The organism is Synechococcus sp. RC10B2, assembly GCF_047502635.1.
Window position 1 is genome coordinate 1 of record NZ_JANSHO010000088.1, and the last position, 25,652, is coordinate 25,652.

Genomic DNA, 25,652 nt, shown 5'->3' on the forward strand with positions numbered 1-25,652 from the left:
GCTCTTTCTTTTGGGTATGGGCGGATGCCCCGAAAAAAACCTACCCCTTTAAGGAGAGGGGGACACAGGGGGTGAGGGCAATACGGCGCGCCTGTCTGCCGCAGCGACTCCGTGTCGAACCGATGTACCCTTTTCAGGGGGGCAATCATAAACTCTGCTCACGCGGTTGGTATCAGATTGCCCGCTGCAGCGCGTCAATCAGCCCCACCATGCGCGTGAAGTAGTCGCGCTGGGGGTCGGGCATCTCCAGCGTGTCGGCAAGCACCAGCGGGACTTGGAGCAGGCGCGCGGCGGTTGCGCCCAGCGGCGACTCGTCGGCGCACAGCACCATCGCCACGCGCGCCCGACGCGCCCGCGCGATGGCGTCGCGAAACGCCTGCAGACTGGGCGGGCGTTCGTGGTCGGGCTGCAGGCTGCCCAGCGAACGCATGCCCAGCTGCTGCGTTAGCGGGCGGTAGGCGTCGTGAACCGCGAGGTACGCCTTGCCCTGCAGCGTCGTGCGCGCCTCACGCATGCGCACTGCCAACTGCCGAAACAGCAGCTCGGTTCGGCGCCACGCCTGACGCTGCGCCAGTCCCAGTAGCCCGTCCTGCGCCGCCCAGCGCAGGATTTGTTCGCAACTCTGCCGCGTGTAGCCCAAGTCCAGCCAAATATGTAGGTCGTCGGGCTTGGGGCGCAGGTGATCGAGTAGCGTGCGGATGGGCGTTTTGCCCTGTGTGGCGCGTTGCAGCGCGGGGAGGTAGCCTTCCAGCCCGCCGCCGACAGCAAGCACCGCCTTTGCCTGCAACGCCCTGCGCACCATGCGCACATTCAGCGGCGTCTCGTGCGCGTCCGCGCTGCGCGGCTGCAACAAGGCGACGGGCAACTCCAGCGCACGCGCCCAGTCCGCCACTACCGCCAGCGTCGCCGCGTACATCGGCTACCCCTCGCGCATCTGCGGGAAGAAGATGACCTCGCGAATCGACTCCGCCCCCGTCAGCAGCATCGCCATGCGGTCAATCCCGATGCCCAGCCCGCCTGCGGGGGGCATGCCGTACTCCATCGCCAGCAGGAAGTCCTCGTCGAACGGGTGCGCCTCCTCGTCGCCTGCCTGACGCAACGCGAGTTGCTGCTCGAAGCGGGCGCGCTGCTCCAGCGGGTCGTTCAGCTCCGAGAAGGCGTTGGCGACTTCCTTGCCGAAGATGTAGCCTTCGAAGCGGCGTGTGAAGCGCGGGTTGTCGGGTTCGCGCTTCGCCAGCGGCGAGGTGTCCAGCGGGAAGCCGTATATGAAGGTCGGCTGCTGCAGATGCTCCGCGACGCACTTTTCCAGCACCTTCTCGATGATTCCGCCGACGGTGTCCTTGCGCTCCACATGAATGCCGAGTTTCTCGGCGGCTTGGACGGCGCGCTCCAGCGTCTCGAAGTCGGCTTCGGTCAGCCCCGTATGCTCGCGAATCGCGTCCATCAGGCGCACGCGCCGCCACGGCTGGCTGAAGTCCACCTGCACGCCGTGCATCTCGAACACCGTCCTGCCGAACACCTGCTCGGCAACATGGTGGAACAGCTCCTCCACCAGCGCCATGATGTCTTCGAGGTTGGCGTAGGCTTGGTACAGTTCCAGCATCGTGAATTCGGGGTTGTGGCGGGTGGAGATGCCCTCGTTGCGGAACACGCGCCCGATTTCGTACACGCGGTCGATGCCGCCGATCAGCAGGCGTTTGAGGTGCAGCTCCAGCGCGATGCGCAGTTGGAACTCGCGATCCAGCGCGTTGTGGTGCGTGATAAACGGGCGCGCCGCCGCGCCGCCCGCCAACGGCTGCAGAATCGGCGTCTCCACCTCCAAAAAGCCGCGCGCGTCCAGAAAACGGCGGATTTCGCGAATCATCGCACAGCGCGCCAGCAGCCGCGCGCGCGAGTCGGGGTTCACCAGCAGGTCTAAGTACCGCTGGCGGTAGCGCTGCTCGACATCGTGCAGTTCGTACCAGCGTTGCTCGCCCTTCTCTTTGGGGAACGGCACGGGGCGGATGGCTTTCGCCAGCAGGGTGAACTGCTGCACATGCACGGTGATCTCGCCTGTGCGCGTCTGGAACACGAAGCCTTCCACGCCGAGGTAATCGCCCAAGTCCCACAGGTCAATCAGTTCGTAGCGCTCGCCCTGCTCGTCGGCTTTGAGGTAGATTTGCAGTCGCCCAGTCGAGTCGAGCAGGTCGGCGAAGGTCGCCTTGCCCATCTTGCGGATGGCGGTGATGCGCCCTGCGACGGCGACCGTTTGCCCCTGCAGCGTCGCGTAGCCGTCGTGGACTTGCTGAAGCGTGTGCGTGATGGGGAAGCGTTCAACGGCGAAGGGGTCCAGCCCCTGCGCCCGCAGCTGCTGGAGTTTCTCCTTGCGAATCTGCACCAGTTGGTTCTCTTCCGTAGCGGGATGGCGGCTCTCGTCGTGCATGACAGGAATTGTACCTGAAGCGTCGCGGTGGGATGGCAGGAATTCCGCCTGCCTTAGCGAATAGTGGTGCTATGAGTGAGCGTGAAGTGAGCCGCGAACCGATGGAGGCGTACATTCCGCCCACCGACGACGAGGAGCGCGTCGAAGCCCTGCCCCAGCAGGAAGAGTTCTGGCGACCGCCTGTACGGTTCGGCACAATCCCCGTCGAAAAAGAGCCGCTCGGCTGGGACAAACGCAAGGGCTTCTACAAACTCTTCCCGCGCGTCAGCCTGCCGTTCCAAATCGTGGAGCGCGTCTCGTTCGGACACCCCGACCTGCCCGCGAACCGACTCATCTGGGGCGACAACCTGCATGTGATGCGCCAACTACCCAGCGAGAGCATTGATCTGATTTACATCGACCCGCCCTTCTTCTCGGGCAGGCAATATAACATCATCTTCGGCGACCAGAACGAGGTGCGCTCGTTCACCGACATCTGGGAAGGCGGGATGCCAGGCTACCTGATTTGGCTCAACGCCCGCCTGTACGAGATGAAACGGCTGCTGAAAAAGACGGGCAGCATCTATGTCCACTGCGACTGGCACGCCAGCCACTATATCAAGGTGGAGATGGATAAGATTTTCGGGTATGAGAATTTTAGGAATGAGATAGTGTGGTTCTACAGACGATGGACTAATGTGCAATCGAATTTTCAACGAATGCACGATGTAATACTCTTCTACAGCAAGTCGGACAGATACCTTTTTAACAAGGTTGAGATACCAGTCAGAGAGTATCTGCAGGAAAGAAAGCAGAAAGGTTGGAACTCTAACACGGTTGAGTCGGGAGGCAAAAGGATAAGGCAGTTAATAGTATACGACCGCGAGGCTTTTACACAGGCTGTTCAAGCAGGGCGTGTGAAGCCAGAGGAATGGGACAAAATTGTGTATGCGGAGCAGAGAACACTATATGCGCCTGATGTATGGGAAATCCCTTTCATCAATCCCGTAGCCAAAGAGCGTATCGGCTACCCGACTCAGAAGCCTGAGGCGTTGGTGGAGCGTATCATCAAGGCGTCCACGCAGGAGGGCGATGTGGTGGCGGACTTTTTCTGTGGGGGTGGGACGACGCCTGCGGTGGCGCAGCGGTTGGGGCGGCAGTGGATTGCGTGCGACCAGTCGCGCGTGGCGGTCGCCGTCACTGCCGACCGCTTGATTCGCGGCGCACAGCAGCTGCAGATGGATCTCGCCATCCCCGACTTCACGGTCGAGTATTGGGGCGTGTACGAGGCGCGGCGACTAACGCAGATGCCCGAGGGCGAGTTCCGCCCGTTTATTCTGCGCTGTTTCGGCGCGACGCCGAACACCGACCCGAACGAGCCACACATTCACGGCTACAAGGGCAGCGTGCCTGTGTGGGTCTGTCCGCCCGACGCGCGCTACGAGGTGCGCCACACGGATGTGGTCGCCTTCGCGAACGCCGTCCGCCGCTCGATCCGCTACCAGCAGTCCGACTTGCGCGAGGGGATTATGCTGGGCTGGGCGTTCACGCCCGAGGCGCGCGAGGCTGCCGAGCAGTTGCGTCGGCGCGCGGGCGTCGATGTGAACTTCATTCGGCTGGAGCTGATACGCATCGATTCGCCGCGCTTTCGCCAGCATGTGGCGAAGCTCAGCACCAACCACGCCGACTACGAGAACTTCCTGACTTTTATTCAGCCGCCGCGTGTGGAGGTGGGCTACGAGCGCGTCGCGTCGCTCACCTACCGCTTCGATGTGAGCGACACGGTGGTGGTCAACCTCGGCGCGAGGATTATCAATGTGCAGTGGGACTTCGACTACGACGGGCGTCAGTTTCGCAGCACGCAGGGGTACGCGCTTTCGAAGGCGTCGGAGCCAGTGGTCTACAAGTTCCCGCGCGCGGGCAAGTTCACGATTGCCTGCAAGGTTCAAGACGACAAAGGCGGCGAAGCGATGTGGGTGGGGGAGCTGGAGGTGAGTTAGGATGGAGCGAAAGTACGAGATTCGTTGCCCAATTCACGGCTTTATCGAGCTCAATGAATGGGAGTGGGACATCATTAATCAACCTGCGTTCCAGCGCCTGCGGCGCATCCGCCAGCTGGGGCTAACAGACTATGTCTACCCCGGCGCAACTCACACGCGCTTCGAGCATTCGCTCGGAGTGATGCATGTCGCTACGCGGATGTACGATTCGATAGTGGCGCGTAGCAGGGAAGTTCTGGGGGCGGAACTTGTCTACAAAGACGACGGCTTGCGCCGAGATCGGATGATTGTGCGGCTGGCAGCGCTGTTGCACGATGTGGGACACGCGCCGCTGTCCCACGCCGCCGAGGAGATTATGCCTACAAAGCCAGATGGCACGCGGTACAAGCACGAAGACTATACCGCTGCGATTATTCGGCAGGAACTGCGGGAGGTGATTGAAAATCACCGAATGAACGAGAACTATGGCATACGCGCCGACAACATTGCGCAAATGATTGAAGGCAGATACGATGAAAGAGCAAATTTCTCGCGGCGCCTTATTTTTTGGCGTCAAATATTAGTGAGTCAGTTGGATGCAGATCGGATGGACTACCTTCTGCGCGACTCCTACCACGCAGGTGTCCGCTACGGCGTGTACGACTTAGACCGATTAATCAACTGCCTCTGCGCGTTTATTGCGAAAGTCGAGGATAAAGAGCCGAAGCCTGTAATAGGCGTGTCTGAAGATGGCTGGCACGCTGCAGAAAGCCTGATTTTGGCGCGCTACTACATGTTTACACAAGTTTACTATCATAAGACGAGGCGCATCTACGATTACCACACCGCCGAAGCGATGAAATCTGCTTTGCCGTATCGGGGACTTCCTCCACCACAAGAGACACAGGAATACCTACGGTACGACGACTGGTGGTTTCTGGGCAAGATAAGGAGTGACAGGGCAGGTTCTCATGGAAAACGAATCTTGGAACGGAACCACTACAGGCTTGTAGACGCCACATCGGAGACCCCTTCCAGAGAGGATATTCGCCGAATCGAGCAGGCTGCTGACCAGATTCGGCAAGAAATAACCTCTGAAGTTTACTTGGACTCGTCTGAACATCCGAAATCATGGTATAATCCAGGCACAGGGGAGATTCTGATTCAGCGGCTGTTCGAGGCTTCTCCCGTACCCCTGCACCATTATTCTCATCCTGTGAAAGGGATGCAAGGAATACAGTTATACCGTTTATATGTTGCGCCTGAAGTGCAAGACGAGGCAGCGCGCTTGGTAAGGAGGTAAGGAATGGTGAACGATTGGTTGGATGTTGACGAGCGAGTGGCAGTTTTGACGGCAATTGCGCGCCGAATGGGTGAATGTGGACGCACATCCCTAATGAAGATGGCTTACCTCCTCCAAACGGTGAAGGAGGTTCCTTTGGGATATGACTTTGAGTTGTACCTTTACGGTCCCTACTCCACGCAAGTTCTAAACGACCTGTCAATCGCCGTACTCTGGGATGCCTTGCAGGAAGAGTATTACAGCACTGGAGACGGCTATGGCTATAAGATTACCCTTGGACACCTTGCCGATGATTTATTGCAAGATCCGCAGATAGCACGCTTGTTGGAAGACCACAAGGACTCAATCGACTGGGTTGTGGGACGCTTCAAGGATTATTCCGCTTCGGAGATGGAAGCTGTCGGGACAATTGTGTGGATAGACAGGGAGTTCAAGGGCAGTAAAGAGAAACTTTCTATAGACGAGCTACTCGATGTAGCTCAGGAAATAAAACCCCATTTTCCTCGAGAAAGGCTTCGACAGATTGCAGAGAAGCTCATACAGGAAGGCATCCTAAAATATGTCCAGAGGAAGGCATCCTAAAGCATGTTCAACTGCTTCACCCCGTATGAGCAGGACTTTGAAGCGTGGCGGCGGGAGGGGTATCCCGGCGTGCGGGAGGCGACCTCCCGCTACTTGGAGTACCTGACCGACCCGCAGGACGAGCTGTCGCCGCGCGCAGGCGCGCTCTGGCGCCACCAGTGGGAGGCGTTCCTGCGCGTCGTCTACTGCCACGAGGTGCTGGGCAAATCTGCGATTGGCAAGCAGGGGCTGCTGCTGAACATCGTGACGGGCGGGGGCAAAACCGCGCTGATGGCGGCGATTATCGCCTGGCTGCGCATCGCGCACGGCGTCCAGAAGTTCGTCGTGCTGTGCCCGAACCTGATCGTGCGCGACCGACTGGAGAGCGACTTCGTAGGCGGCAAAGTCTTCCGCGACCGCGCCCTCATCCCCGACTGGGCAGAGTGCTGCCCGCAGGATTTTATCCTGACCACGCTGGGCGGGGGCAAAGGCGGCGGCTGGGCGAACCTGTTCAGCTCGAACATCATTCTGGGCAACATCCACCAGTTCTACACGAGCAACACGAGCGGGCAGAGCAACTTGTCGGCGCTGCTGAACGGACCCGACTTCGTGCTGTTCAACGACGAGGCGCACAACTCGCCCGCGCCCGAATGGGACGCCACCCTGCAACGCCTCGCGCCCAAGACGCTGTTGCGGATTGACCTCACGGCGACGCCCGAACGCGCCGACGGGCAGACCCCAGACAGCGACCTCATCTATGAATACTCCATCCAAGACGCGCTTGCCGACGGGCTGGTCAAAACGCCTGTGGTGTACCAGCCGAGCATCCAGACTGTCGAGCTGACCTACACGGACGCCCGCACGGGCGAACGGCGCAAAGTGGAAGAGATCGACTGGGACGAAGTTGACCGTCTGGGGCTGACCGCTACCCAGTGGGTGACCGACGATGAGCCGATGCGCCAGCAGATGGCAATCGCTCTCAAGCGTCTGGAGGAGCAGGAGCGGCGCGCCAACGGACGCTATCAGCCCATCCTGTTCGTGGTGGCGGTGTGCAAGGCGGACGCCGAAAAAGCCGCCCAGACGCTGAACCACTACTTCAAAGTCAAAACACTGCTGGTCACCGAAGACAGCGACGAGGAAGACCGCCGCAAGGCGCAGGAGCTGGGCAAGGCGTTGCAGGCGGGCAAGCCCTACAAGGCGGTCGTGAGCGTGCTGATGCTGCGCGAGGGCTGGGATGTGCCCGAAGTGGGCGTAATCCTGCTGCTGCGCAAGTTCAGCAGTCGGGTCTACGGGCAGCAGGTGATTGGGCGCGGGCTGCGCCGCGTGCGCACGCACGGCGTCGACCCCGACGAACCCCAAATCTGCGCCATCGTCGACCACCCGAAACTGGAGCATCAGTGGCTGTGGGACATCTTCAACGCCAAAAAGCGCGAGAATGTTTCCATCGATGACCTGTTCGACGAGACGGAAGACCTGCCCCCGCCGCCGCCGAAGCAGACGCTGGCGAAACCGCACTTGGTGATCCGCATCCCCGACGAGCTGCCCGACTATCAGGACGACGGCGAGTTCACGGTGGAGATTACTGTGCGCACTGCCGAGCCGCGCCGCGACTGGAAAGCGCTGCTGGACGCGATCGAGTACGAACCCGTCGCCGTCGAAATCACGCGCGTGGACATCGAGAGCGTCGTCGGGCGCGAGCTGGGCAGCGAGCCGTGGCGCACGATCCAGTCGCCGCCCGAAATCCGCGAGAAGGGCGAGCCGTACACACCCCGCTGGAGCGACGAGGAGTTGCGCGACGCCATCAAGACACGCCTGCTCGAAATCGCCGAAGAGCTGCTCGACGAGGCGGGCTACGCCGTGCTGGACAACAAGGGCAAGGTCTACAGCGCACTGCTGCACCATATCCGCGCCAAGTTCCTGAACGGCAAGTCGCTGGGCATGAGCGCACGCCAAGACTTGGAGTATGTCTGGAAGATGCTGCCGCAAATCAAAGAGCGCGTGCGCGCGATTCCAGGACTGATCGGGGGGATTGTGAAGTATGGCGATTAGCAAGCGCGGGATTTTCGAAAAGCCAACCAAAAGTCCTTGGAACCTCGAGCGCTACGAGAGCGACTTGGAGCGGCGGATGATGGAGCGTCTGGAGCGCGACCCGACCGTCGCGAAGTGGATGAAACGGCACGATGTGACCATCCACTGGGTAGACCGTCAGGGGCGCATGCGACGCTACAAGCCCGACTTTCTGGTGGAGTATACCGACGGGCGCATCGCGCTGATTGAGGTGAAAGACCCCAGCCGCGTCGATTCGGACGATGTGCAGCGCAAGCGCAGCGCGGCGGAACTCTGGTGCAAAAAGCGGGGCATCGAGTACCAGATTGCCACGCTGGGCTGACCTACCCATCACCCCTCGCGCAGGTAGTCCAACACCTGCTGGGCGAGTTTGCGCGTCATCGTCGGCACGGACGCCAACTCGTCCACGCTCGCCGCGCGGATGCGGTCGATGGAGCCGAACAGGCGCAGCAGCATCTTTTTACGGCGCGGTCCGACGCCGGGGATCTCGTCCAGCGGCGATTTGACCGCGCGCTGGTCGCGCAGCTTGCGGTGGTAGCTGAGCGCGAAGCGGTGCGCCTCGTCGCGGATGCGCTGCAGCAGTTGCAGCCCCTTGCTGTGGCGGGGCAGCTCCAGCGGCTCGTCGGCGTCGGGCAGGATAATCAGCTCGTGTCGCTTGGCAAGCCCGACCGCGGGGATTTGCAGCCCCAGCGCGCGCATCGCCTCCAGCGCGGCGTTCAGCTGACCCTTGCCCCCATCAATGAGCATCAGGTCGGGCAGCGTGCGCCACTTCTCGTCGCCTGAGAGCGCCTCGCGCAGACGGCGCGTAATCACCTCGCGCATCATTGCGAAGTCGTCGGGGCTTTCGGGATGCCAACGGATGCGGAACCGCCGATAGTCCGACTTTTTGGGCTGCCCGTTCTCCATGACCACCATGCTGCCGACGGGCGCCGTGCCCTGAATGTTGGAGATGTCGTATGCCTCGATGCGCAGAGGCGGGTTCGGCAGCCCCAGCGCGTCTTGCAACTCCTGCAGCGCAGTCGCCACCCATTCGGTCTGGTGCGCCAGTTCCTCGCGCAGGCTCTGCAGGGCGAGTTCGGCGTTGTGCGCGGCGAGTTCGAGCAGTTGCGCGTCCTCGCCGCGATGCGGCACGCGAATCTCCACCCCGCGCCCGCGCCTCTGACGCAGCCACTGCGCGATAATCTGCGCCTCGGTCACCTCATAGGGCAACAAGATTCGGTCAGGCACTTCGGGCGCGTCTTGGTAATACTGCTTCAGGAACTCGTTCATAATCGCGTTGGGGTTCTCTTCCGCGCCTTCGGAGAGGAAGTATGCGCGTTGCCCCAGCAGTTTGCCGTTGCGGATGAAAAACATCTGCACGCACGCGCCGCGCTCGTCTTTCACGAGGGCAATCACATCCTCGTTCACGCCGTCGGGCTGCACGACTTTTTGGCGTTGCAGTACCTCCTGCAGAGCGCGGATTTGGTCGCGCAGGGCAGCGGCGCGCTCGAACTCCAAGTTCTCTGCTGCCTGCTCCATCTGCGCCGTGAGTTGGCGCAGCAGGTCGTCGCCCTTACCCTCCAGAAACAGCGCGACCTGCTGCACAATCTGGCGGTACTGCTCGGCGTCTGCCTGCCCCGCGCAGGGCGCAAGGCAACGCCCCATGTGATGATACAGGCACGGGCGCTGCTTGGGCGTGCCGTCCCACACCTTGCCGCACGGGATTAGCGGGAAGGTGCGGTGCAGCAGGCGGTGCGTCTCCCACACCGCGCCTGAGTTCGCGAACGGACCGAAGTAGCGGTTGCCGTCTTGGCGCACGCGGCGCGTCACCAGCAGGCGCGGGAACCGCTCGCGCACCGTCAGGCACAAGTACGGGTACGACTTGTCGTCGCGCATCAGCACATTGTACGGGGGGCGGTGCTTTTTGATGAGATTGCACTCCAGAATCAGCGCCTCCAGCTCGCTGTCGGTGACAATCCACTCCAGGTCGGCGATTTTGCGCACCATGCGGGCGGTTTTGGGGGTGTGCTGCGCCGACTTTTGGAAGTAGGAGCGCACGCGCTGGCGCAGGTTGACCGCCTTGCCGACATACAGCACCGCGCCCTGCGCGTCCTTGAAGATATAGCACCCCGACTGCTTCGGCAGCGTCTTGAGTTTCGCCTGCAGGCTCTCGGACATCGCATGAATTGTACCTTTGGGCTGGTACAATAGTAGCGGCGAGGTGAGGCGATGGGACAGGTCAAGTGCGGTTGGGTGCGTCAGCGCAAGTGGCGGTACTTAGACGGCACGCTGCCCGCGCCGCAGAAGCGTCAGGTCGAGGCGCACCTGCAGGTGTGTATCCCGTGCCGTGTGGAGTTTACGCAGGCGCAGGAGGCGTTGAACGCGCTGGCGGCGGGCAAGCCGCTGACCCCAGAGCAGCAGCGCGCGCTGCAACGCCCAAAGCCCGCGCTGACCCCCAGCCGTGCGGCGGCGGTCGCAATCCTTGCGCTGCTGCTGGGCGTGGGGGTGTATCTCTGGCGCGTGCAAGGCGAGGCGTTGCTGGAGCGGCTGACGGCGCGGGGCGTAGCGGAGCCTGCCGCTGCCGCCGTCGCCGAGAGCGCAATCGCTGCGCCGACCCCTGTGCCGACGGAGCCACAGCCTGCCGTGCGCCCAGAACTCGCGCCTCTCGCGACACCGCCCGCTGAGCCGAAGCCTGTTGAAGTCGCGCCCAAGCCCGCCGAGACGCCCCCGCGCGCTGCGCCTCCTGCGCCCACACGCCGCGCCACGCCCACGCGACCTGCCCCGCCACGACGCGCCAGCCAGCCCCCCAAACAACCCGCCCCGCCCGCCACTACGCCCCCCGAAGGCACGGTGGAGGTCTACGACGCCGAAGGCAACCTGATTCAGCGCAAACGCCTACAGGAGAAGCGATGATGTTCCGACGGCAAGAGACGCTGATTACGCTGGAATCGCGCGGCAAGGACGCCCGCGAGGTGTTCGCGGAGCTGTTTGCGCAGGCGAAGGTGGACTTCGTGCTGCAGGTGGACATCGCGCGCCCTGTGTATCTGACGCTGCGCGAGACGCCGTTTCTGCGTGCGCTGCAACTGCTGTGCGAGGCGACCAACACGCGCTACAGCATACGCGACGGGGTCTACTACATCGCGCCGCTTGCCGCTGCCCCGCCGCCCCCGCCCGTGCAGGCGACGGAGCGACCGCGCACGGTGCGACTGGTCGGCAGCGGGCTGACCCTGCGCGGGATTGCCGCCGAAATTAGCAAGCAGGCGGGCGTGAAGGTGACCGTTAGCCCCGACACACCCGACCTGCGCTTCAACCTGAACCTGCCGAGCGTGTCGGTGGAAGCCGCGCTGGACGCCCTGTGCGACGGCACGGGACTGCGCTGGCAGAAGCAGGGCGACGGGTATGTGATTGCGCCCAGTGGCACGCCCCAAGCGCGCCCAGCCGCCGCGCCGACCGCGCAGACGCCCCCTGCGCGTTCCGCGCCCGCCAACCCGCGCACTGCGCCCAGCCGACCCGTCGCGCCCGACCAGCCCCTGCGCTGCCCCAAGTGCCGCTACGCCCTGCAGCTCGACTGGCGCTACTGCCCGATCTGCGGCGCGTATGTCAAGCACCTGACCGACCGCGCCAAGCGCGAACAGGAGGCGCAACAACCGCGATGACCTGCTACCTGCACCCGCACACGCCCGCCGTCGCCCAGTGTACCGAGTGCCAGCGTCCCGTGTGTGAAGTGTGCCTCGTGCGGGTGAACGCGCAACCGTATTGCGAACACTGCGCTGTGAACCGCCACACCCAAAGCCCCTTCTGGGCGGGCGTGTTCAGCCTGTTCGTGCCTGGGCTGGGGCAGTTCTACAACGGCGACTGGCTCAAGGGCGTGCTGATTCTGCTGACGGGCTGGCTGATTCTGCCGTGGGTGTACGGGGTGATTGATGCCGCGCTGACGGCGCAGGCGATTGCGCAGGGCGAGCGCACGGCGACCACTGTACCGCAGGGCTACATCATCCTCGCGCTGAAAATCGGCATGCTGGGGCTGAGTTGCCTCTACATCGGGCTGGTATGGAGCCTGATTAGTTTCGGGCTGGCGCTGGCGGGAATAAACGAGCTTGGGAATCCGTAGTGGTGAGCCGGGTGGGGATCGAACCCACGACCCACGGATTAAAAGTCCGTTGCTCTACCGCTGAGCTACCGGCTCACGGCAGAGAGTATACCCAACGCAGAGGCGGGATTGCAAGTACGGGCGCGGCGACCGCGCCCGTACCGAGTTCAGCACCCCTCGCCGAAGGCGAACAGCACCTGTAGCAGGTCGGCGTCGTCGACGAGGGCGTCGCCGTTGAGGTCGGCGGCGAGGTCGGCGCCCTGCTGCCCAAACGCGAACAGTACCTGCAGCAGGTCGGCGTCATCCACGCAGCCGTTGCCGTCAAGGTCGCCGTTGGGCGCGTACCGAACCGCCACGACGCGGCGGTAGTACGGTGTGGGGAAGCCCTGCCCCTCGAAGACCAGCGACCCAGCCGTCAGTAGGCTGCCGTCAGACTCTGCGAACAGCGCGTCGTAATCGACCTCGCTGACGAAGCGCCACAGGAACTGACCGCTCGCGTCCACCCGCGCCAGCAGCGAGACACCCTGCGGCGCGTCGGGAAGCACTGCGCCCGACACCGCCACATACCGCTGCCCCGTCTCGTTCACGCGCACCAAGCCCGACAGGTACGGACGCCCATCCTCTACCAGCTCCGCGTCGGACAGCAACCTACCGTTCTCGGAGAAGCGTACCAGACGCAGGGTGCGCCGCTCATACGGCTCGCCTTGCCACAGCACCGACTTCACCAACAGCGAGGCGTTGCCCTGCGCGTCTATCGCGAGGTCTTCGGCGTAGTCGTCGTGCCACTGATTCGTGTAGCGGTAGCCCCACACCACAGTACCCAGGATGCTGTAGCGAATCAGCACGGCGTCTTCGCCGAATACGCCGCCTTCTGACTGAACGCCTACATAGTAATTGACTCGCTCCGCGAACCGCTGCACCGCGCCAACCGCAGGGATGTCCACCCCGCGCGGCGCGCCTGAATATCGATGGAGACCGTAATTCAGCGTGGAAAATATCGCGTCGACCGAGTTGTTCGCCGTCGCGACTGTGCCGAGAATCGCGCTCGGATAGTCTACCGCCACATCGCCAGGCAGCACGCCCCAAGGACGGAAGCTGAACGGACTGAAGGGACGATAGCCAGAAATTGACGCGTTGTAGAACAGCGTTTGACTCACGCCTCCCTGCACCACCTCAGCAACCACATTAGCGTTGGATTGGTCATAGTCGCTGAACCGCAGCGGGCGCAGATGCGTGTTCGGCGTGCGGCTAAGCGTGAACACCCCAATCGGCTGCCCAGCGGGGGTGAGGCGATGCACCTGCGCGGACAGGTAGCCGTCGGCGTCGGTGAACTGCCCCAGCAGGCGCAGCTCGTTCGCGCTTTCTATAGCATCGACGAAGGCGTCGTCGAAGCCCGCGCCGTCTACTTGGTAGACCCACGCTTCCGCGCCGCTCGGTAGCAAGCGGATGGCAAGCGCGTCGCGCCCGTTCAGCGGCGTCTCCACCCAGCCCAGCAGCATTAGCCCGCCGTCCGATAGGCGCACGGCGCGCTCTAGGTGCGCGGCGAGGTCATCCTGCGGCGGGGTGTAGACATAGCGCCACACCACGCGCACCTGCGCCGACGCCAGTGTCAACAAACTTGCCAGAAGACCTGATACAATCGTCGCTCGCATGGCAATCCCTCCTTATCGCGGCGCAAACAGCGGCAGGATTCCGCAGGCGTCGGTACGGGCGACGCTCGGAATGCCCTGCGCGTTGTAGCCGTCAAACGGGTCAATAGCGGGGTTCGTGCTATTCGGGGCGATTCGCGCGCCCAGCCGTCGGGTCTGCAGCGACAACTCCAGCGTGATGAAGTGAACCCCGCTCTTGTGAATCCACACGGACTGCTGGGGCAGGCGTACCTCGCCCAGCGGGTAGGTCGTGTTCGGGTCTTGGCACGGAGTGAATTGGCACAGTTTGTCGGGACGGTCGCAGCGCAGAATCGGGTTCACAGGCGCGAAGCCCACCCAGTGTTCGCGTCCCAGCCCTTCCCAGATGGTCGGCAGCAGGCTGGGGTCGCTCACAAGCGGTTGCGGATAGGTGTGCAGGTAGCCGTTGTAGGCATAGCTTACGGGCGCAGGCGACCGCACGCGCTGGGTGTAGTCGACGCCTGGTAGCTTATGCGGCAGGGTCGCAGGGCAGCTCAGTTGACTGATGGGTTGCCCATACCAACGCAGGTACGGCAGCAGCGAGTTCGCCCAAGTCTCGCCACCGTGCGGGCTGCCCGTCTGCCAGTTGCGCGGCACGGCAACGGGCTGATTCCACCCCCACGGCTGCGTGTTCGAGAAGCGTTCGTAAGCCATCGGAAACACTTCGTCCCAGTCTGCCAGATACATCCGCAGCGCCAGCCCCAGTCGGTACATGTTCTGGGCGCAGCGCTTCTCGGCAGGGTCGAAGTTGTCGGCAATCGCGCGCATCAGGGAGACGCTCCCCAGCGCGCTCAGTAGAATTAGCCCCAAAGAGACGAGTCTCCTTTGCATGGCGCGCCTCCAGCAAGATTATGCACCATTTGGGGGATGGCGTGTGCGGCGGTGAGAGACCATCGGTGATATGGCGGTGTCCACCCAAGCAGGCAATTCAGCAGACCCAACTGCTGCTGCCCAGATTGCGCTGGAGATTGAGGATTTCGCCTGCTGCCGCGTGCGCTGGGCGGGTTGGGCGTGGGTATACTTTCGGCGGTGAGAGCATGGCGCGAACCATAGAGATCGACGACGCCATCTGGGAGCAACTGTGCGAACAAGCACGGCAGCTCGGCTGCGACGCCAACGCGCTGGCGCAGAACCTGCTGGCAGACTCGCTCCAACAGAAACACGCACTGACCCAACAACTCTGGGACGAGGCGTGCCGCCTTCTGAATGAGATGAGTAGCGCGCAGGCACACCCAACAGCCTCAGAGGCGCGCCCCATCCTAACGCCACAGCTGCTAAACCAGTGGCTCTCGCTGATGAATCGGCTGATACGGGAACTGGACATTGCACCAGAGTCCATCGAAGCTGACATTACTGCCGCCTTTGACGAGTATCGCCGCGTGAGTTAGCAGCGCAGATGGAAAGTCGCGGTATTCAGGTGATATCCGTTCAGCAGTTACTGGACATTCTCAGCGGCAGCGTTGATGGCTAAGTTATTTCGGTTTTGTACCCTATCGGTGGTATACTACGCTTAGCTTGGCGCCAGCGCGGGTGCGCGTTTCCTTGCGGGCTTGAACGCGCTGGGTCGGCTGCTGTCGGTCGGCAGCGAGTGGGCGGGCTACGCAACGCTTGTGCCGACAGGCGGGGCGTGCAAGGCAGCGCGGGCAGCTGCCGACGAGGCGAGCGAGCAGCTCCGCAGACAAGGCGCACGGCAAGCGGCGTGGCAGGCTGCTCAGCAAGGGAATGCTTCTGAATCACTACCTGCACCCATTAGAAATAGTTTTAGGGGTGTCTCTTATGAAGAGATAAAAGAACCTCTAATCGTCTACCGCCTTTATGGGGGTAAAGCGCGTCAACTCGGTCGTTGGTTTATGCTTCAGCGTCCACAGGGGCGACTACAGGCAACCATCGATTATGCGATTAGACCTGAGTGGGGAAATACTCTCGAGCGGCTCGTTGCGTTATGCCTTCCTCGAGGAACCCGTGTCTTTGTTGAACCTGCTGCCCCTCAAGGTGGATTGGTTGGTGGAGGATTACAAGTGTTTGTGCCTGATGAGATTCAAATTCGTCCTGAATGGGTATTATTTGATGTAGCCTTTCCCTAAAACAACGCTATCGGAGTCAGGTCAGCCGTATGGCTTACTAACTTTACACCAACTGGAGGCAAGCGATGGGGATAGTAGAGCTTATCAAGCGTGAACTGAAGGGTAGATTCTTTCTGCACTTTCCATACCCTATTGAGCGACCCTATGACAATGACTACCAAATTACATGGATACACTACACAGACAGCCTGCTTTTTTTGGAGCTGGACGAAACCAATCTACTAACAGTATGCAATCCCAAATATCATTTGGGGGTAATTTTTGGGGACAGCGCTCTGTACAGTACACCCCCGCGTGGGTTCCATCTTTTTTATCCAGCCCAGTTCAAGTTTGAGCTGGTTGGCGGAGAGGATCAGAGAGCTCGCTCGCCCGAGTCGCAGGAGGTAGCTTCTGTAGACTCACAAACCTGTAATCTCCTTCGGAACTGGCTATCTCAATGCTTATGGGACGAATTTACGATGGAACTACGAGACGATATGCAGGTAAAGAAATACTATTACAGGGTTAAATCTCCCAAATTACTCCATTTCAGTGCAGGTTATGCTTTAGCTTTTTTTGGAATATACTTGTGTTTGTGGAGAGGTAGGGATGTGACTATTACTACATCACACGAAGCGATAGCGATTTCTAAATTCGATCACTGCGTCGTTGCTGATATTGCGGGCTGCCGCTTTGTTCCGCAGACAACGGTGTCTGGATCTTTGAGGTTTCTTTGCCCTCCACAGAGTTGACTCCAGAGGTAATACCAATAGCACGGGCGGAGTTTATTAATTGCCCCCCTCCTTAGGTTCCCCCCGCTTCGCGAGGGGAACCGAGGAGCGCGCTTGCTCGATTCCCCCTGCAGGCAGGGGGAACCTTAAGGAGGGGGTCTCATTCGTCCACGTTTTTGCAAAGTTTGGTGTGGCGATTGGTATAAGTCACTCGAGACTGGTCGAGGTACTCAAACGTCCTGAGGATATATTATAGGCGCCCTGCTGCCAGGGCGGGCGTTCTGTTGCGGACTTGAACGCGCTGGGTTGGCTGCTGGTGACGCGGCAGTACGAAGTTTGCGCCGTTGAGCGGATTCAGGCTGAACGGCGGGCGCGGCGTTTGCCAAAGCGGTTTCTGCGCTCCGACGCACAGTCGGTACGGTGTGGGAAATCCACGCAATAGACTCCCCCCACGTGCGCTGGGCGGGCTGGGAGTAGGTATACTGAATGCCGCCGACGACCTCGCAGGCGGCGGGGCGGCGGTTGCACAGGGCGCACGGCAAGCGGCGCGGAAGGTTGCTCAGCAGGGAACTGAAGACGCCGGACTGCCCGTTGTAAGGTATCCTTATAGCCCGCACCTGAGGGAACAGATGCAGAAAAGAGACATCACGGATGCGATGGTACGACTTGCACTGCGACGGGGAGAGTTATTGTGCGATTCCTCAAATCGCTCAATCATCTCCCTAGTTCGCAACACGAGTCACAGGTACAAGGAAGAGAGCGGTATAACGCACGCTTACCACCTAGCACTGGCTGTTGACCCGCTTGCTCGTACAATCAAGACTGCAATGCATGGCAGGCGGGCGATTAGACCGCGTTGGGTCCCAATCGACTCCAGCCCGTTCTGGTGGTGGCAGCGGTGACGATTGCATCGGCAGAGGTGACGCGAAATGAGAATCCGCTACAGTGAGCTGCGATCTGTGATACAGCAATATCTTCGGCAAACAAGTACCTACAGTGATTGGGCGAATAGCACACTCTACATCGAGTTTCCCCGCGAAGGCGAGTGCAAAGCGTGGGTAACCCTCGTTCTCGACTCGGCAGGCGATTTGGTGGATGCAACATCAATCGCGATCGACATAGATCGCGAGGGGCGTGTACTGGGTATGGAGTTCTTCTGATGGTAAGCATAACCCAAAGGGGCAAAGGATGCGTGTAATCTATTCGCAAAGCGTTTCAGAACTCTGTCAGTGCGAGCGCACACTGGCAAACAGTGAAGCCACCCTGCTGACACACCTGTGGTTTCTGTCCAGCTTGCCAGCGGATGACGATTATGCCTTTGATGTATGTCCCCGTACGGGCATTCTTTGGCTACTGGGACATTCTGCTGGTTCCCATTCCAGTGGAGCCTTGAGCGACTCACTTGTACATACTCGTCTAAAGCATCGGCTGCCTGTCCTGACCCAACGCACAGTGGCAGTCGGCGTGCTGCGCGTTGCCACACACCCACGCCAACGCCTCTACCCTCCCGAAACCGCCCAACAACTCCCCACCCCCACCTTCCCCCTACAAGGACTGCTCTACTGCTGCCTGATGGGACACACCCACTGGAAGTGGCGCACACCAGACGGCGACTTGCAAGAGCGCGGCTATCTGAGCTTGGGCGTCTGGCTGTCTGTGCCTGTTCCGTTGGACAGGGGCGAGCAAGGCGAGGTGTATGTCGCCTCGCCGTTAGAGGCGATTACGGTTGGGGGGCTGGCAGTGGGTAGGGAGTTCAAGGTGTGGTATCATTCAGGTGTGCTGGGGCGTTTGGAGGTTGTAGGGCACAGGGTATGTTCGGCGGAGGAGTTTGCTCAGGTTTTTTCGTTTGATAGGGCTGTGAAGTTGGTGTAGGGGGTCGGGGGAGTTGTTGGGGTTCAGGGTATAATGTCTGAGTGTAGCCGCCAGCGAGGGCGAGCGTTTCCTTGCGGGTTTGAACGCGCTGGGTCGCTTGCTGTCGGTCGGCAGCGAGTGGGCGGGCTATGCGACGCTTGTGCCGACAGGCGGGGCGCGCAAGGCGGCGCGGGCAGCTGCCGACGAAGCCAGCGAACAACTCGGCAGACAAGGCGCACGGCAAGCCAGCCGCGAGCTGAAACCCGTGGTGATTGGTGAGGACATGGAACAGCGAGTGAAACCGTATGCAAAACAAAAAGGATACTTGACGATTGAGGACTTCATCCCTAAAACCGTTTGGCAAGAAGCCTTTGCCCGTGGAGAAGCCGAGGCGCTTGCCCTCAATCGGCGGTGGATTATGCAGATGATGGGCGAAGGTAGGCTTATTATTGACATCGGACCCAGTATGAGCCGACGAGTTCTCAAGGGGATACCAGCATCCAAGTTCTATGAACTGGAGCGAAGACTGATACGCGGGTATCCTCACTATCGGAAGGAGTTCCTTCGCTTTGGCAAGCGAATATATGGAGTTCCAGGACTGGATTTCTCAGGACCGTTCTGAAGTGGGTACACTTTGTGTATCGGGAGTAGACGATGACTGACTACTTCAAGCCCTTTATTGAGGAGTACCAACAGCGGATGCAGCCCATCCTGACCGAGTTGGGCTTTACGAAGCCTACCTTTTATCACTCTGTTCTTGCTGCAGAGATTATTTACCCGCATCAAGGCTTTGCTCTGATTATTGGATACGATGTAAGGGATAAATGTATCGAGTGCGATTTTTTCAGAGCGGAACGGGAACTGCTCGAACGGCTGGGTTGGGACGAGTATTGGGAAACTCTTCAGGATAGAACGCGATTACCACTGGAACAGGTCCTAAGCGGCTTAGGCTTACTCGCACTGCTCCCCTACAAAGAGCGTGTCAGGAAAAAACTCTACGCCTCGCTCTCTCCAGACCCAGAGGTGGTGGATTTGTATCGCAATCTTGACAAGGCAGTCCAGCGCTTTCATAAAGCGTTGCGTGGACTTCCACCTCCCGATTATTGTTCAGTCGAGCTAATAAAGGCACAAGCGAGCCTACATCAGAAGATCTTTCAAAAATATGGAAGCCTAATAGTGGACTATGTAAAACATCGATTTGGGTTATCTTCCTCAACGATACTGCAGTGAGTGCATAAGCTGTCTGACTTTTGTAGTTCGAGCGAGAGTGCGCAAGCAATTGGCGGTCTCTAGCGTGCTCTTTTCTGCTCTGAGAGGAGGTTTGCTGGCTAAGGCTGGAGCAGATTTCAGACCAGCCGAATAGGTATACTGTAGGCGACCCTGCTGCCGGCGAGGGCGAGCGTTTCCTTGCGGGTTTGAACGCGCTGGGTCGCTTGCTGTCGGTCGGCAGCGAGTGGGCGGGCTATGCGACGCTTGTGCCGGCAGGCGGGGCGCGCAAGGCGGCGCGGGCAGCTGCCGACGAAGCAAGCGAGCAACTCGGCAGACAGGGCGCACGGCAAGCGGCGCGAGGGGCTGCAGATCAAACTTTCAGTAGATTTATGTCCAAAGCCGAGCTTCAAGCCGTACAAGAGACTGGAAAACTACGCGGCGGGCGTTTAGGAGAAACTTACTTCACCGTGAATAGGTATCGAACGGTTAGAAGTGCGATGAGATACCTATCGCTTCCAAACCCGCCTGAGGTGCGACTGGACTTCAAGATACTCAATCAGCCGCGCATCTACGGACCTCGTGTTGCTAAACCTAAATACGGACAGCCAGGAGGCGGAACAGAACTGTGGGTTGATGTGAAAGATTCCGACGAAGCAGTTCTGGTGAGAATAATACGCATCGTGGAGTTGGAGCCGTGAATAGCCCAGCAAGAGATCTTGAGATTGCCCAACTGATTATCAGCGACCCGTACGAAGAGTCGCAAGTGCGGTTTGGGAACCTGTTGCAGATTCCTCAATCGCACTCGCAGTCGGCTATATTCGTAGACGACTCGGGTGAGCAGTTAGAACTGTCTCTACGCCACAGGGGGGAGGACTGGGAGCCGCTAAAAGATGGATTATCCGTTAGTGTTAATACGAATATAGGCATCGGTTGTGTATCGCTTCCCGCATTAGCGTGCCGATGTGAGTATGGTACCGAACCTGTCGACGGAGGGGGCTACCATTTTGAATGGCTCTTTGGATCTGATGACAGAACAATAGTACTGTGCCCGTTCACTGGGAAGCTCTGGCAGCGTTTGACCTCACGGCGAAGCCCTTCTGGGCGGGAGTGTATCGGGGAGATAGATTTAGCTCCGCCGACGCTCACTATCTGGCGTGCTACGCTTCGTACGCACCATCCAGTGATAAGAGACTACCTGCTTGGTAACTCAGCTGCGCTTCAAACGCGCTGGTGGTTACACCTCTTTTGGAGAAGAAATCCTTTAGAGACTGTATATCCACGCTTTTATGTTGAGGCAGCTTCTGCTTCGCGGGACGCGGTTGAGGGATGGTTGTGGTACCTCTCCTTGCCACAGTTGCCTTCGGTTGGTGTCGGGATGACTGTGAAAGGCGTATCATTCGACACAGAAGTTTACATTCAGCAAGAGGAGACGTGTACAATAAGCCAGTGGGAAGAAATGTTCGGTTGGTTTCGCTCTTATCGTATACTGTGAGTATCCGCTCTGTGAATATCTCGGTTTATGTAGCCGACCTTGTGTTGAGTGATTATGTGATAGCTGTACGAGCCAGGTAGCGTTGGCACGGATAGTGTTTTGATGTAGGCAGGATAGGTTGTCGTCGTACCCTGCTTGAGGGTATACTGTAGGCGACCCTGCTGCTGGCGAGGGCGAGCGTTTCCTTGCGGGTTTGAACGCGCTGGGTCGCTTGCTGGCGGTCGGCAGCGAGTGGGGCGGCTACGCAACGCTTGTGCCGACAGGCGGGGCGCGCAAGGCGGCGCGGGCACCTGCCGACGAAGCGAGCGAGCAACTTGGCAGACAGGGCGCACGGCAAGCCAGCCGCGAGCTGAAACCTGTGGTGATTGGGGAGAATATGGAACGCGTGAGGGCATATGCGCGAAGAATTGGCGCGGAAACGATAGATGACTGGTTGGCAGGGCGTAAGTGGACACTGGAACTCAACGAGGCGTGGATTCGTCAGATGATGCGAGAAGGGCGACGAGTGATTGACATCGGTCCTGATTTCGCGCGTCGAGCTGATACAGGGAAGGTTTCTCAAGTCTACGGCTTGGAACGCCGTCTTCTGAAGGGTTATCCATACTATGAACGCCAGTTCCTCCGTTGGCGGAAACTTCGGGGCGGTAATCCCGATGTAGACATTCACGAAGCCTGGTACTACATCCTTGACGAATTTTAGATGCCGTGTAGGTAGGGAGCGCCGCTCCCTACCCTGCTAAAACTCTAGGAGGGAGCATATGGAAGACGAGGGCACCATCGAGATTTTTCTTGAAGAATACACGGCACAGATGAATTGTCTTGTGACTGAGGGCTTTTGTGAGTCACCATTAGTTGATGGTCAATCTACTTGGAGTTCAATAACATACAAAGTTGCAGACTTGGACGTCGCTTTTGAGATAAGCCTGGACGCCAGAGACTTTATAGTTTCTACATATATTACTCTGTTCACCGAAGCAAAAAGACCGGGCGTCTTCTATGTCAGTCAGGGCAGGGTTATACGCCTATTTCTCGGAGAAATTCTGAAGCAGCTGGGCACTCAAATTCCAAGCGTGCAAGAAGAGCTAAAGCAGTGGAAAGCTGATACTGGAAAACATTCCAAAAGGATAGACCGTTCCCTGAGAGCTCTCAAGATGCCTGATACCAAAGCGGTGCGTGAGCTGTTTCGCACAGATGCCCAGTGGGTTGCTCACTTCTTGTGTCAGTACGGGAAGGAGATTATTCAGTACGCCCGAAACTACTGGGGGCTTTGAAGGTCTTGAGCTTGCGGTATACCGTGTCGGTAGTTGCTAACGGGCGTGTTGCTTTGCGATAACCCTCTTCTGCGCCCGAGGGCTTAGCGTTCCTCAAAGCCCTTGAAGCCAGCGCAGGCGTTGCCTAGATTGCGCTGGAGGTAGAGGGCTTTGCCTCGCTGCCGCGTGCGCTGGGCGGTCTGGGCGTGGGTATACTGAATGGTGCCGACGCTCTCGCAGGCGGCGGGGCGGCGGTTGCAAGGAGATCAAGGCAAGCGGTGAAACTTCCTGCGAAGGTTTACCATTACACGCGCTCAAGTGTAGCACCACTAATTGAACGATACGGGCTGCTATCCAGAACAGGCACGATTTACACAACGCCTGACCCAAATCTGTCACCCCTTCAAGCGCAAATCGATCTTGCACTGCCGCCCAACAGAGGCTTGCCAGACGCCCTGTTCGAGATTGACCTTGCAGGATTGGTCGCGGAGGGCGTCCAAGTGACAGGACCTCGGCTCGTAGGACGGTGGTATAATATGCCTGGAGGCGGAATCGAGGTTCTGATTCACGCCACGCGTGTGGAACCTCGTTTTCTGCGGAGGATACGATGAACAGTGCCATGACTGAAGAGGCTCTGAAGTGGTTAGAGAATCTGGTAGACGAACTCAGCGCCCACCCCTACTATGCTAAAAGTGGCGAAGAGGTTTTGATGCGCGTGGCGGCGGAGATAAGGCTACTTGCGCCCCATCTCAGAACTGCTGCCCTGCAAGCTCTGGTCAAATGGCTGGAAAGCGGGGACGAATACAAGTTCTACGCGGCGTTATCTCTGATTGAGTTACTAAATGCGGAAGAGCTTGTACCCCAGATACAGCAGCTCGTGAAACGCGCTCAAGCAGGGCAGATCCATCTCCCGCGAGTCTGGCTTGAAAGTGTAGAAAAGACCTTGCAGCGTCTATCAGAAGCGCCCTGCCGAGAGGTAGTTTAGGCAGCCATCAAAGAGCTGTCGGCGACCTTTGGTAGTTGCGCTAAATAGGGCATACTATAGGCGACCCTGCTGCTGGCGAGGGCGAGCGTTTCCTTGCAGGCTTGAACGCGCTGGGTCGCTTGCTGGCGGTCGGCAGCGAGTGGGCGGGCTATGCGACGCTTGTGCCGACAGGCGGGGCGCGCAAGGCGGCGCAGGCAGCCGCCGACGAAGCCAGCGAACAACTCGGCAGACAGGGCGCACGGCAAGCCAGCCGCCCGTGTCCCAAGTTGCCCGTCCTGCTACAGCCCCAGCTCGTCCCAAATCGCGTCGATTTTCGCTTTCACTTCGGGCGACATCCGAATCACATCGGGCCATTCACGCGTGAAGCCCTCTTCCTTCCACTTGGTGGTGGCGTCGAAGCCGATTTTGCTGCCGTAGCCGACATACGGGCTGGCGTGATCCAACACATCGACGGGACCCTTGACGATCAGCGTGTCGCGTTCGGGGTCAACATTCGCGCCCCAGCGCCATAGCACCTCGCCCAAGTCATGCACATTCACATCTTCGTCGAAGACCACGATGAACTTGCTGAACATCAGTTGCCCCAGCCCCCAGATGGCGTTCATCACCTTGAAGGCGTGCCCAGGGTAGCGTTTGCGGATGCTCACGAAGCAAAAGTTGTGGAACACGCCCTCGACGGGCAGGTTCATGTCCACGATTTCGGGCACGGTCAGGCGCACCAGGGGCAGGAAGATGCGCTCCACCGCCTTGCCCATCCAGCCGTCTTCCATCGGCGGGACGCCTACAATCGTAGCGGGGTAGACAGGCTTAGCGCGGTGCGTGATTGCCGTCACATGGAACACGGGGTAGTAGTCGGCGAGGCTGTAGTAGCCCGTGTGGTCGCCGAAGGGTCCCTCCAAGCACCGCTCGCCAGGGTTGATGTAGCCCTCAATCACGATTTCGGCGTTGGCGGGCACTTTGATGTCTACCGTTTTGGCGGGCACGAGTTCGACGGGCTTTTTGCGCAGGAAGCCTGCGAACATCAGCTCGTCGATGGCGGGCGGCAGGGGGGCAATCGCACTGAAGGTCAGCGCGGGGTCGTCGCCCAGCACGACGGCGACCTGTATCGGCTCGCCCTGCTTCTCCGCGTGCTGGTAATGCTCCGCGCCCACTTTGTGGATCTGCCAGTGCATTGCCGTTGTGCACTTGTCCAGCACCTGAATGCGGTACATGCCGACATTGCGCTTGCCCGTGTTGGGGTCGTGTGTGAACACCAGCGGCAGGGTGATGTACCGCCCGCCGTCTTGCGGCCAGCAGTGCAAAATCGGGAACTCGAACAGGTCAACCTTGTCGCCTGTCTTGACCACCTCTTGCGAGATGCCCTCCTTGACAGTGACGGGGGGCACGCTTCGGGCAACCTGCAGCAGCCTGCCGAGTTGGGGCATCAGTTCAGGCAGGGCGCGCAGCTTGCCCAGCAGCCCGCCCTCCAACAGCGGCAGTTCGGGCTTGAGCAGCGCGTCGATCTCCTGGGCAATCGTCTCGTAGTCCTCCACCCCCAGCGCGAGGCTCATCCGCCGCTTGGAACCCATCGTGTTGATGGCGACGGCGATGTCGTAGCCTTTGGGACGCTCAATCAGCAGCCCTGGTCCCCCCGACTTCATCACGCGGTCGGCGACTTCGGTAATCTCCAGGTAGGGGTCTAACGGGTAGCGGATACGCTTCAGCTCGCCCTCTTGCTCCAGGCGCAGCAAAAACTCCTGAAAGTCACGGTATGCCATAGCGTCGCCTCCATAGTTCGGTGAAACCTGCGTTAAGATACGGTGAAAGTATACCCGCCTGCGCAAAACTGGTGGAATTGGCAGGCAGGAATCGGGCGAAGGAAGCGTATTTAACGATGGGTTTGCCCTCGCCTTCAGTCCTTCTCCTGCAAGCGGGCGAGGGGTATGAAAGCGGAGCTTCCGCCTTTTGCTGAAGCTGACGCTTCAGCACTCCAAAGCGTTTGTACGGAGTGCGGAAGCGCAGCTTCCGCCTTTTGCTGAAGCTGA

24 protein-coding genes and 1 tRNA gene are annotated in these 25,652 nt (G+C 59.8%); 18 read left to right on the forward strand and 7 right to left on the reverse strand.

Annotation, left to right across the window (positions count from 1 at the left end):
- Positions 1–172: 172 nt before the first annotated feature.
- Complete coding sequence (locus NW855_RS13825; protein WP_414508943.1) at positions 173–916, reverse strand: metal ABC transporter solute-binding protein, Zn/Mn family; 744 nt, start codon at positions 914–916, stop codon at positions 173–175.
- 3 nt (positions 917–919) lie between these two features.
- Positions 920–2,422, reverse strand: coding sequence for a lysine--tRNA ligase (lysS, locus tag NW855_RS13830; RefSeq protein ID WP_414508944.1), 1,503 nt, complete (start codon positions 2,420–2,422; stop codon positions 920–922).
- A 101-nt stretch (positions 2,423–2,523) separates the two neighbouring features.
- Between lysS and NW855_RS13835 the strand changes: the two genes are divergently transcribed.
- From NW855_RS13835 to NW855_RS13855, 5 genes are read left to right on the forward strand one after another with little or no spacing between them, the layout of a single operon-like run.
- Positions 2,524–4,401: a DNA-methyltransferase gene (locus NW855_RS13835; protein WP_414508945.1), complete on the forward strand. Its 1,878-nt coding sequence runs from the start codon at positions 2,524–2,526 to the stop codon at positions 4,399–4,401.
- A gap of 1 nt (position 4,402) precedes the next feature.
- Positions 4,403–5,683, forward strand: a complete 1,281-nt coding sequence (locus NW855_RS13840; RefSeq protein ID WP_414508946.1) for an HD domain-containing protein — start codon at positions 4,403–4,405, stop codon at positions 5,681–5,683.
- A 3-nt stretch (positions 5,684–5,686) separates the two neighbouring features.
- The gene (locus tag NW855_RS13845) at positions 5,687–6,265 is read left to right on the forward strand and encodes a hypothetical protein (RefSeq protein ID WP_414508947.1); all 579 of its coding nucleotides are present in this window, start codon (positions 5,687–5,689) and stop codon (positions 6,263–6,265) included.
- 3 nt (positions 6,266–6,268) lie between these two features.
- Entirely contained in the window at positions 6,269–8,293 is a 2,025-nt protein-coding gene (locus NW855_RS13850) for a DEAD/DEAH box helicase (RefSeq protein WP_414508948.1), read from the forward strand.
- The gene (locus tag NW855_RS13855; RefSeq protein WP_414508949.1) at positions 8,283–8,633 is read left to right on the forward strand and encodes a TnsA endonuclease N-terminal domain-containing protein; all 351 of its coding nucleotides are present in this window, start codon (positions 8,283–8,285) and stop codon (positions 8,631–8,633) included. Before NW855_RS13850 ends, NW855_RS13855 begins: the two co-directional genes overlap by 11 nt.
- 8 nt (positions 8,634–8,641) lie before the next feature.
- On the opposite strand, the gene uvrC is transcribed toward NW855_RS13855, so the two are convergent.
- Positions 8,642–10,468 carry an excinuclease ABC subunit UvrC gene (gene uvrC / locus NW855_RS13860; protein WP_414508950.1) on the reverse strand — a complete coding sequence of 609 codons (1,827 nt, stop codon included), beginning with the start codon at positions 10,466–10,468 and terminating at the stop codon, positions 8,642–8,644.
- Between the two features lie 51 nt (positions 10,469–10,519).
- Here uvrC and NW855_RS13865 point away from each other — a divergent pair, with 51 nt between their 5' ends.
- The 3 genes from NW855_RS13865 (at position 10,520) to NW855_RS13875 (ending at position 12,401) form a co-directional block, all read left to right on the forward strand.
- Positions 10,520–11,203, forward strand: coding sequence for a zf-HC2 domain-containing protein (locus NW855_RS13865; protein ID WP_414508951.1), 684 nt, complete (start codon positions 10,520–10,522; stop codon positions 11,201–11,203).
- On the forward strand, positions 11,200–11,946 hold the full coding sequence (locus tag NW855_RS13870; RefSeq protein ID WP_414508952.1) for a hypothetical protein: 747 nt from the start codon (positions 11,200–11,202) through the stop codon (positions 11,944–11,946). Before NW855_RS13865 ends, NW855_RS13870 begins: the two co-directional genes overlap by 4 nt.
- A gap of 83 nt (positions 11,947–12,029) precedes the next feature.
- Positions 12,030–12,401, forward strand: coding sequence for a hypothetical protein (locus NW855_RS13875; RefSeq protein WP_414508953.1), 372 nt, complete (start codon positions 12,030–12,032; stop codon positions 12,399–12,401).
- Here the strand turns inward: NW855_RS13875 and NW855_RS13880 are convergent.
- The 3 genes from NW855_RS13880 to NW855_RS13890 form a co-directional block, all read right to left on the reverse strand.
- Positions 12,402–12,476: transfer RNA gene (locus NW855_RS13880), tRNA-Lys, on the reverse strand. It abuts the gene before it with no gap.
- Between the two features lie 71 nt (positions 12,477–12,547).
- Positions 12,548–14,032, reverse strand: a complete 1,485-nt coding sequence (locus tag NW855_RS13885; RefSeq protein WP_414508954.1) for a hypothetical protein — start codon at positions 14,030–14,032, stop codon at positions 12,548–12,550.
- A gap of 12 nt (positions 14,033–14,044) precedes the next feature.
- A complete protein-coding gene (locus tag NW855_RS13890) occupies positions 14,045–14,878 on the reverse strand; it encodes a hypothetical protein (protein WP_414508955.1) in 834 nt (277 codons plus the stop codon).
- A 70-nt stretch (positions 14,879–14,948) separates the two neighbouring features.
- Here NW855_RS13890 and NW855_RS13895 point away from each other — a divergent pair, with 70 nt between their 5' ends.
- From NW855_RS13895 to NW855_RS13940, 10 genes are all read left to right on the forward strand, one after another.
- Positions 14,949–15,080, forward strand: coding sequence for a hypothetical protein (locus tag NW855_RS13895; protein ID WP_414508956.1), 132 nt, complete (start codon positions 14,949–14,951; stop codon positions 15,078–15,080).
- 4 nt (positions 15,081–15,084) lie between these two features.
- Positions 15,085–15,435: a hypothetical protein gene (locus tag NW855_RS13900; RefSeq protein WP_414508957.1), complete on the forward strand. Its 351-nt coding sequence runs from the start codon at positions 15,085–15,087 to the stop codon at positions 15,433–15,435.
- A 162-nt stretch (positions 15,436–15,597) separates the two neighbouring features.
- Positions 15,598–16,131 carry a hypothetical protein gene (locus NW855_RS13905; RefSeq protein ID WP_414508958.1) on the forward strand — a complete coding sequence of 178 codons (534 nt, stop codon included), beginning with the start codon at positions 15,598–15,600 and terminating at the stop codon, positions 16,129–16,131.
- 2,099 nt (positions 16,132–18,230) lie between these two features.
- Complete coding sequence (locus NW855_RS13910; protein WP_414508959.1) at positions 18,231–18,713, forward strand: hypothetical protein; 483 nt, start codon at positions 18,231–18,233, stop codon at positions 18,711–18,713.
- Between the two features lie 79 nt (positions 18,714–18,792).
- Positions 18,793–19,314 (forward strand): hypothetical protein, encoded by a 522-nt coding sequence (locus tag NW855_RS13915; protein ID WP_414508960.1) that lies wholly within the window; start codon positions 18,793–18,795, stop codon positions 19,312–19,314.
- Between the two features lie 32 nt (positions 19,315–19,346).
- Positions 19,347–19,922: a hypothetical protein gene (locus tag NW855_RS13920; RefSeq protein ID WP_414508961.1), complete on the forward strand. Its 576-nt coding sequence runs from the start codon at positions 19,347–19,349 to the stop codon at positions 19,920–19,922.
- Positions 19,923–20,107: 185 nt separating this feature from the next.
- Positions 20,108–20,599 carry a hypothetical protein gene (locus NW855_RS13925; protein WP_414508962.1) on the forward strand — a complete coding sequence of 164 codons (492 nt, stop codon included), beginning with the start codon at positions 20,108–20,110 and terminating at the stop codon, positions 20,597–20,599.
- Between the two features lie 987 nt (positions 20,600–21,586).
- Positions 21,587–22,093 (forward strand): hypothetical protein, encoded by a 507-nt coding sequence (locus tag NW855_RS13930; RefSeq protein WP_414508963.1) that lies wholly within the window; start codon positions 21,587–21,589, stop codon positions 22,091–22,093.
- Positions 22,094–22,151: 58 nt separating this feature from the next.
- Entirely contained in the window at positions 22,152–22,664 is a 513-nt protein-coding gene (locus tag NW855_RS13935) for a hypothetical protein (RefSeq protein WP_414508964.1), read from the forward strand.
- A 586-nt stretch (positions 22,665–23,250) separates the two neighbouring features.
- Positions 23,251–23,628, forward strand: coding sequence for a hypothetical protein (locus NW855_RS13940; RefSeq protein WP_414508965.1), 378 nt, complete (start codon positions 23,251–23,253; stop codon positions 23,626–23,628).
- Between the two features lie 278 nt (positions 23,629–23,906).
- Here the strand turns inward: NW855_RS13940 and NW855_RS13945 are convergent, their stop codons facing one another.
- Positions 23,907–25,385 (reverse strand): menaquinone biosynthesis decarboxylase, encoded by a 1,479-nt coding sequence (locus NW855_RS13945; RefSeq protein ID WP_414508966.1) that lies wholly within the window; start codon positions 25,383–25,385, stop codon positions 23,907–23,909.
- Between the last annotated feature and the right edge of the window lie 267 nt (positions 25,386–25,652).

Excerpts from the sequence above, each read along its gene's own strand:
- NW855_RS13825 (WP_414508943.1), bottom strand. The coding sequence starts at position 916 with ATGTACGCGGCGACGCTGGCGGTAGTGGCGGACTGGGCGCGTGCGCTG.
- lysS (WP_414508944.1), bottom strand. The coding sequence starts at position 2,422 with ATGCACGACGAGAGCCGCCATCCCGCTACGGAAGAGAACCAACTGGTG.
- NW855_RS13835 (WP_414508945.1), top strand. The coding sequence starts at position 2,524 with ATGGAGGCGTACATTCCGCCCACCGACGACGAGGAGCGCGTCGAAGCC.
- NW855_RS13840 (WP_414508946.1), top strand. The coding sequence starts at position 4,403 with ATGGAGCGAAAGTACGAGATTCGTTGCCCAATTCACGGCTTTATCGAG.
- NW855_RS13845 (WP_414508947.1), top strand. The coding sequence starts at position 5,687 with ATGGTGAACGATTGGTTGGATGTTGACGAGCGAGTGGCAGTTTTGACG.
- NW855_RS13850 (WP_414508948.1), top strand. The coding sequence starts at position 6,269 with ATGTTCAACTGCTTCACCCCGTATGAGCAGGACTTTGAAGCGTGGCGG.
- NW855_RS13855 (WP_414508949.1), top strand. The coding sequence starts at position 8,283 with ATGGCGATTAGCAAGCGCGGGATTTTCGAAAAGCCAACCAAAAGTCCT.
- uvrC (WP_414508950.1), bottom strand. The coding sequence starts at position 10,468 with ATGTCCGAGAGCCTGCAGGCGAAACTCAAGACGCTGCCGAAGCAGTCG.
- NW855_RS13865 (WP_414508951.1), top strand. The coding sequence starts at position 10,520 with ATGGGACAGGTCAAGTGCGGTTGGGTGCGTCAGCGCAAGTGGCGGTAC.
- NW855_RS13870 (WP_414508952.1), top strand. The coding sequence starts at position 11,200 with ATGATGTTCCGACGGCAAGAGACGCTGATTACGCTGGAATCGCGCGGC.
- NW855_RS13885 (WP_414508954.1), bottom strand. The coding sequence starts at position 14,032 with ATGCGAGCGACGATTGTATCAGGTCTTCTGGCAAGTTTGTTGACACTG.
- NW855_RS13890 (WP_414508955.1), bottom strand. The coding sequence starts at position 14,878 with ATGCAAAGGAGACTCGTCTCTTTGGGGCTAATTCTACTGAGCGCGCTG.
- NW855_RS13895 (WP_414508956.1), top strand. The coding sequence starts at position 14,949 with ATGGCGGTGTCCACCCAAGCAGGCAATTCAGCAGACCCAACTGCTGCT.
- NW855_RS13900 (WP_414508957.1), top strand. The coding sequence starts at position 15,085 with ATGGCGCGAACCATAGAGATCGACGACGCCATCTGGGAGCAACTGTGC.
- NW855_RS13920 (WP_414508961.1), top strand. The coding sequence starts at position 19,347 with ATGACTGACTACTTCAAGCCCTTTATTGAGGAGTACCAACAGCGGATG.
- NW855_RS13935 (WP_414508964.1), top strand. The coding sequence starts at position 22,152 with ATGGAAGACGAGGGCACCATCGAGATTTTTCTTGAAGAATACACGGCA.
- NW855_RS13940 (WP_414508965.1), top strand. The coding sequence starts at position 23,251 with ATGAACAGTGCCATGACTGAAGAGGCTCTGAAGTGGTTAGAGAATCTG.
- NW855_RS13945 (WP_414508966.1), bottom strand. The coding sequence starts at position 25,385 with ATGGCATACCGTGACTTTCAGGAGTTTTTGCTGCGCCTGGAGCAAGAG.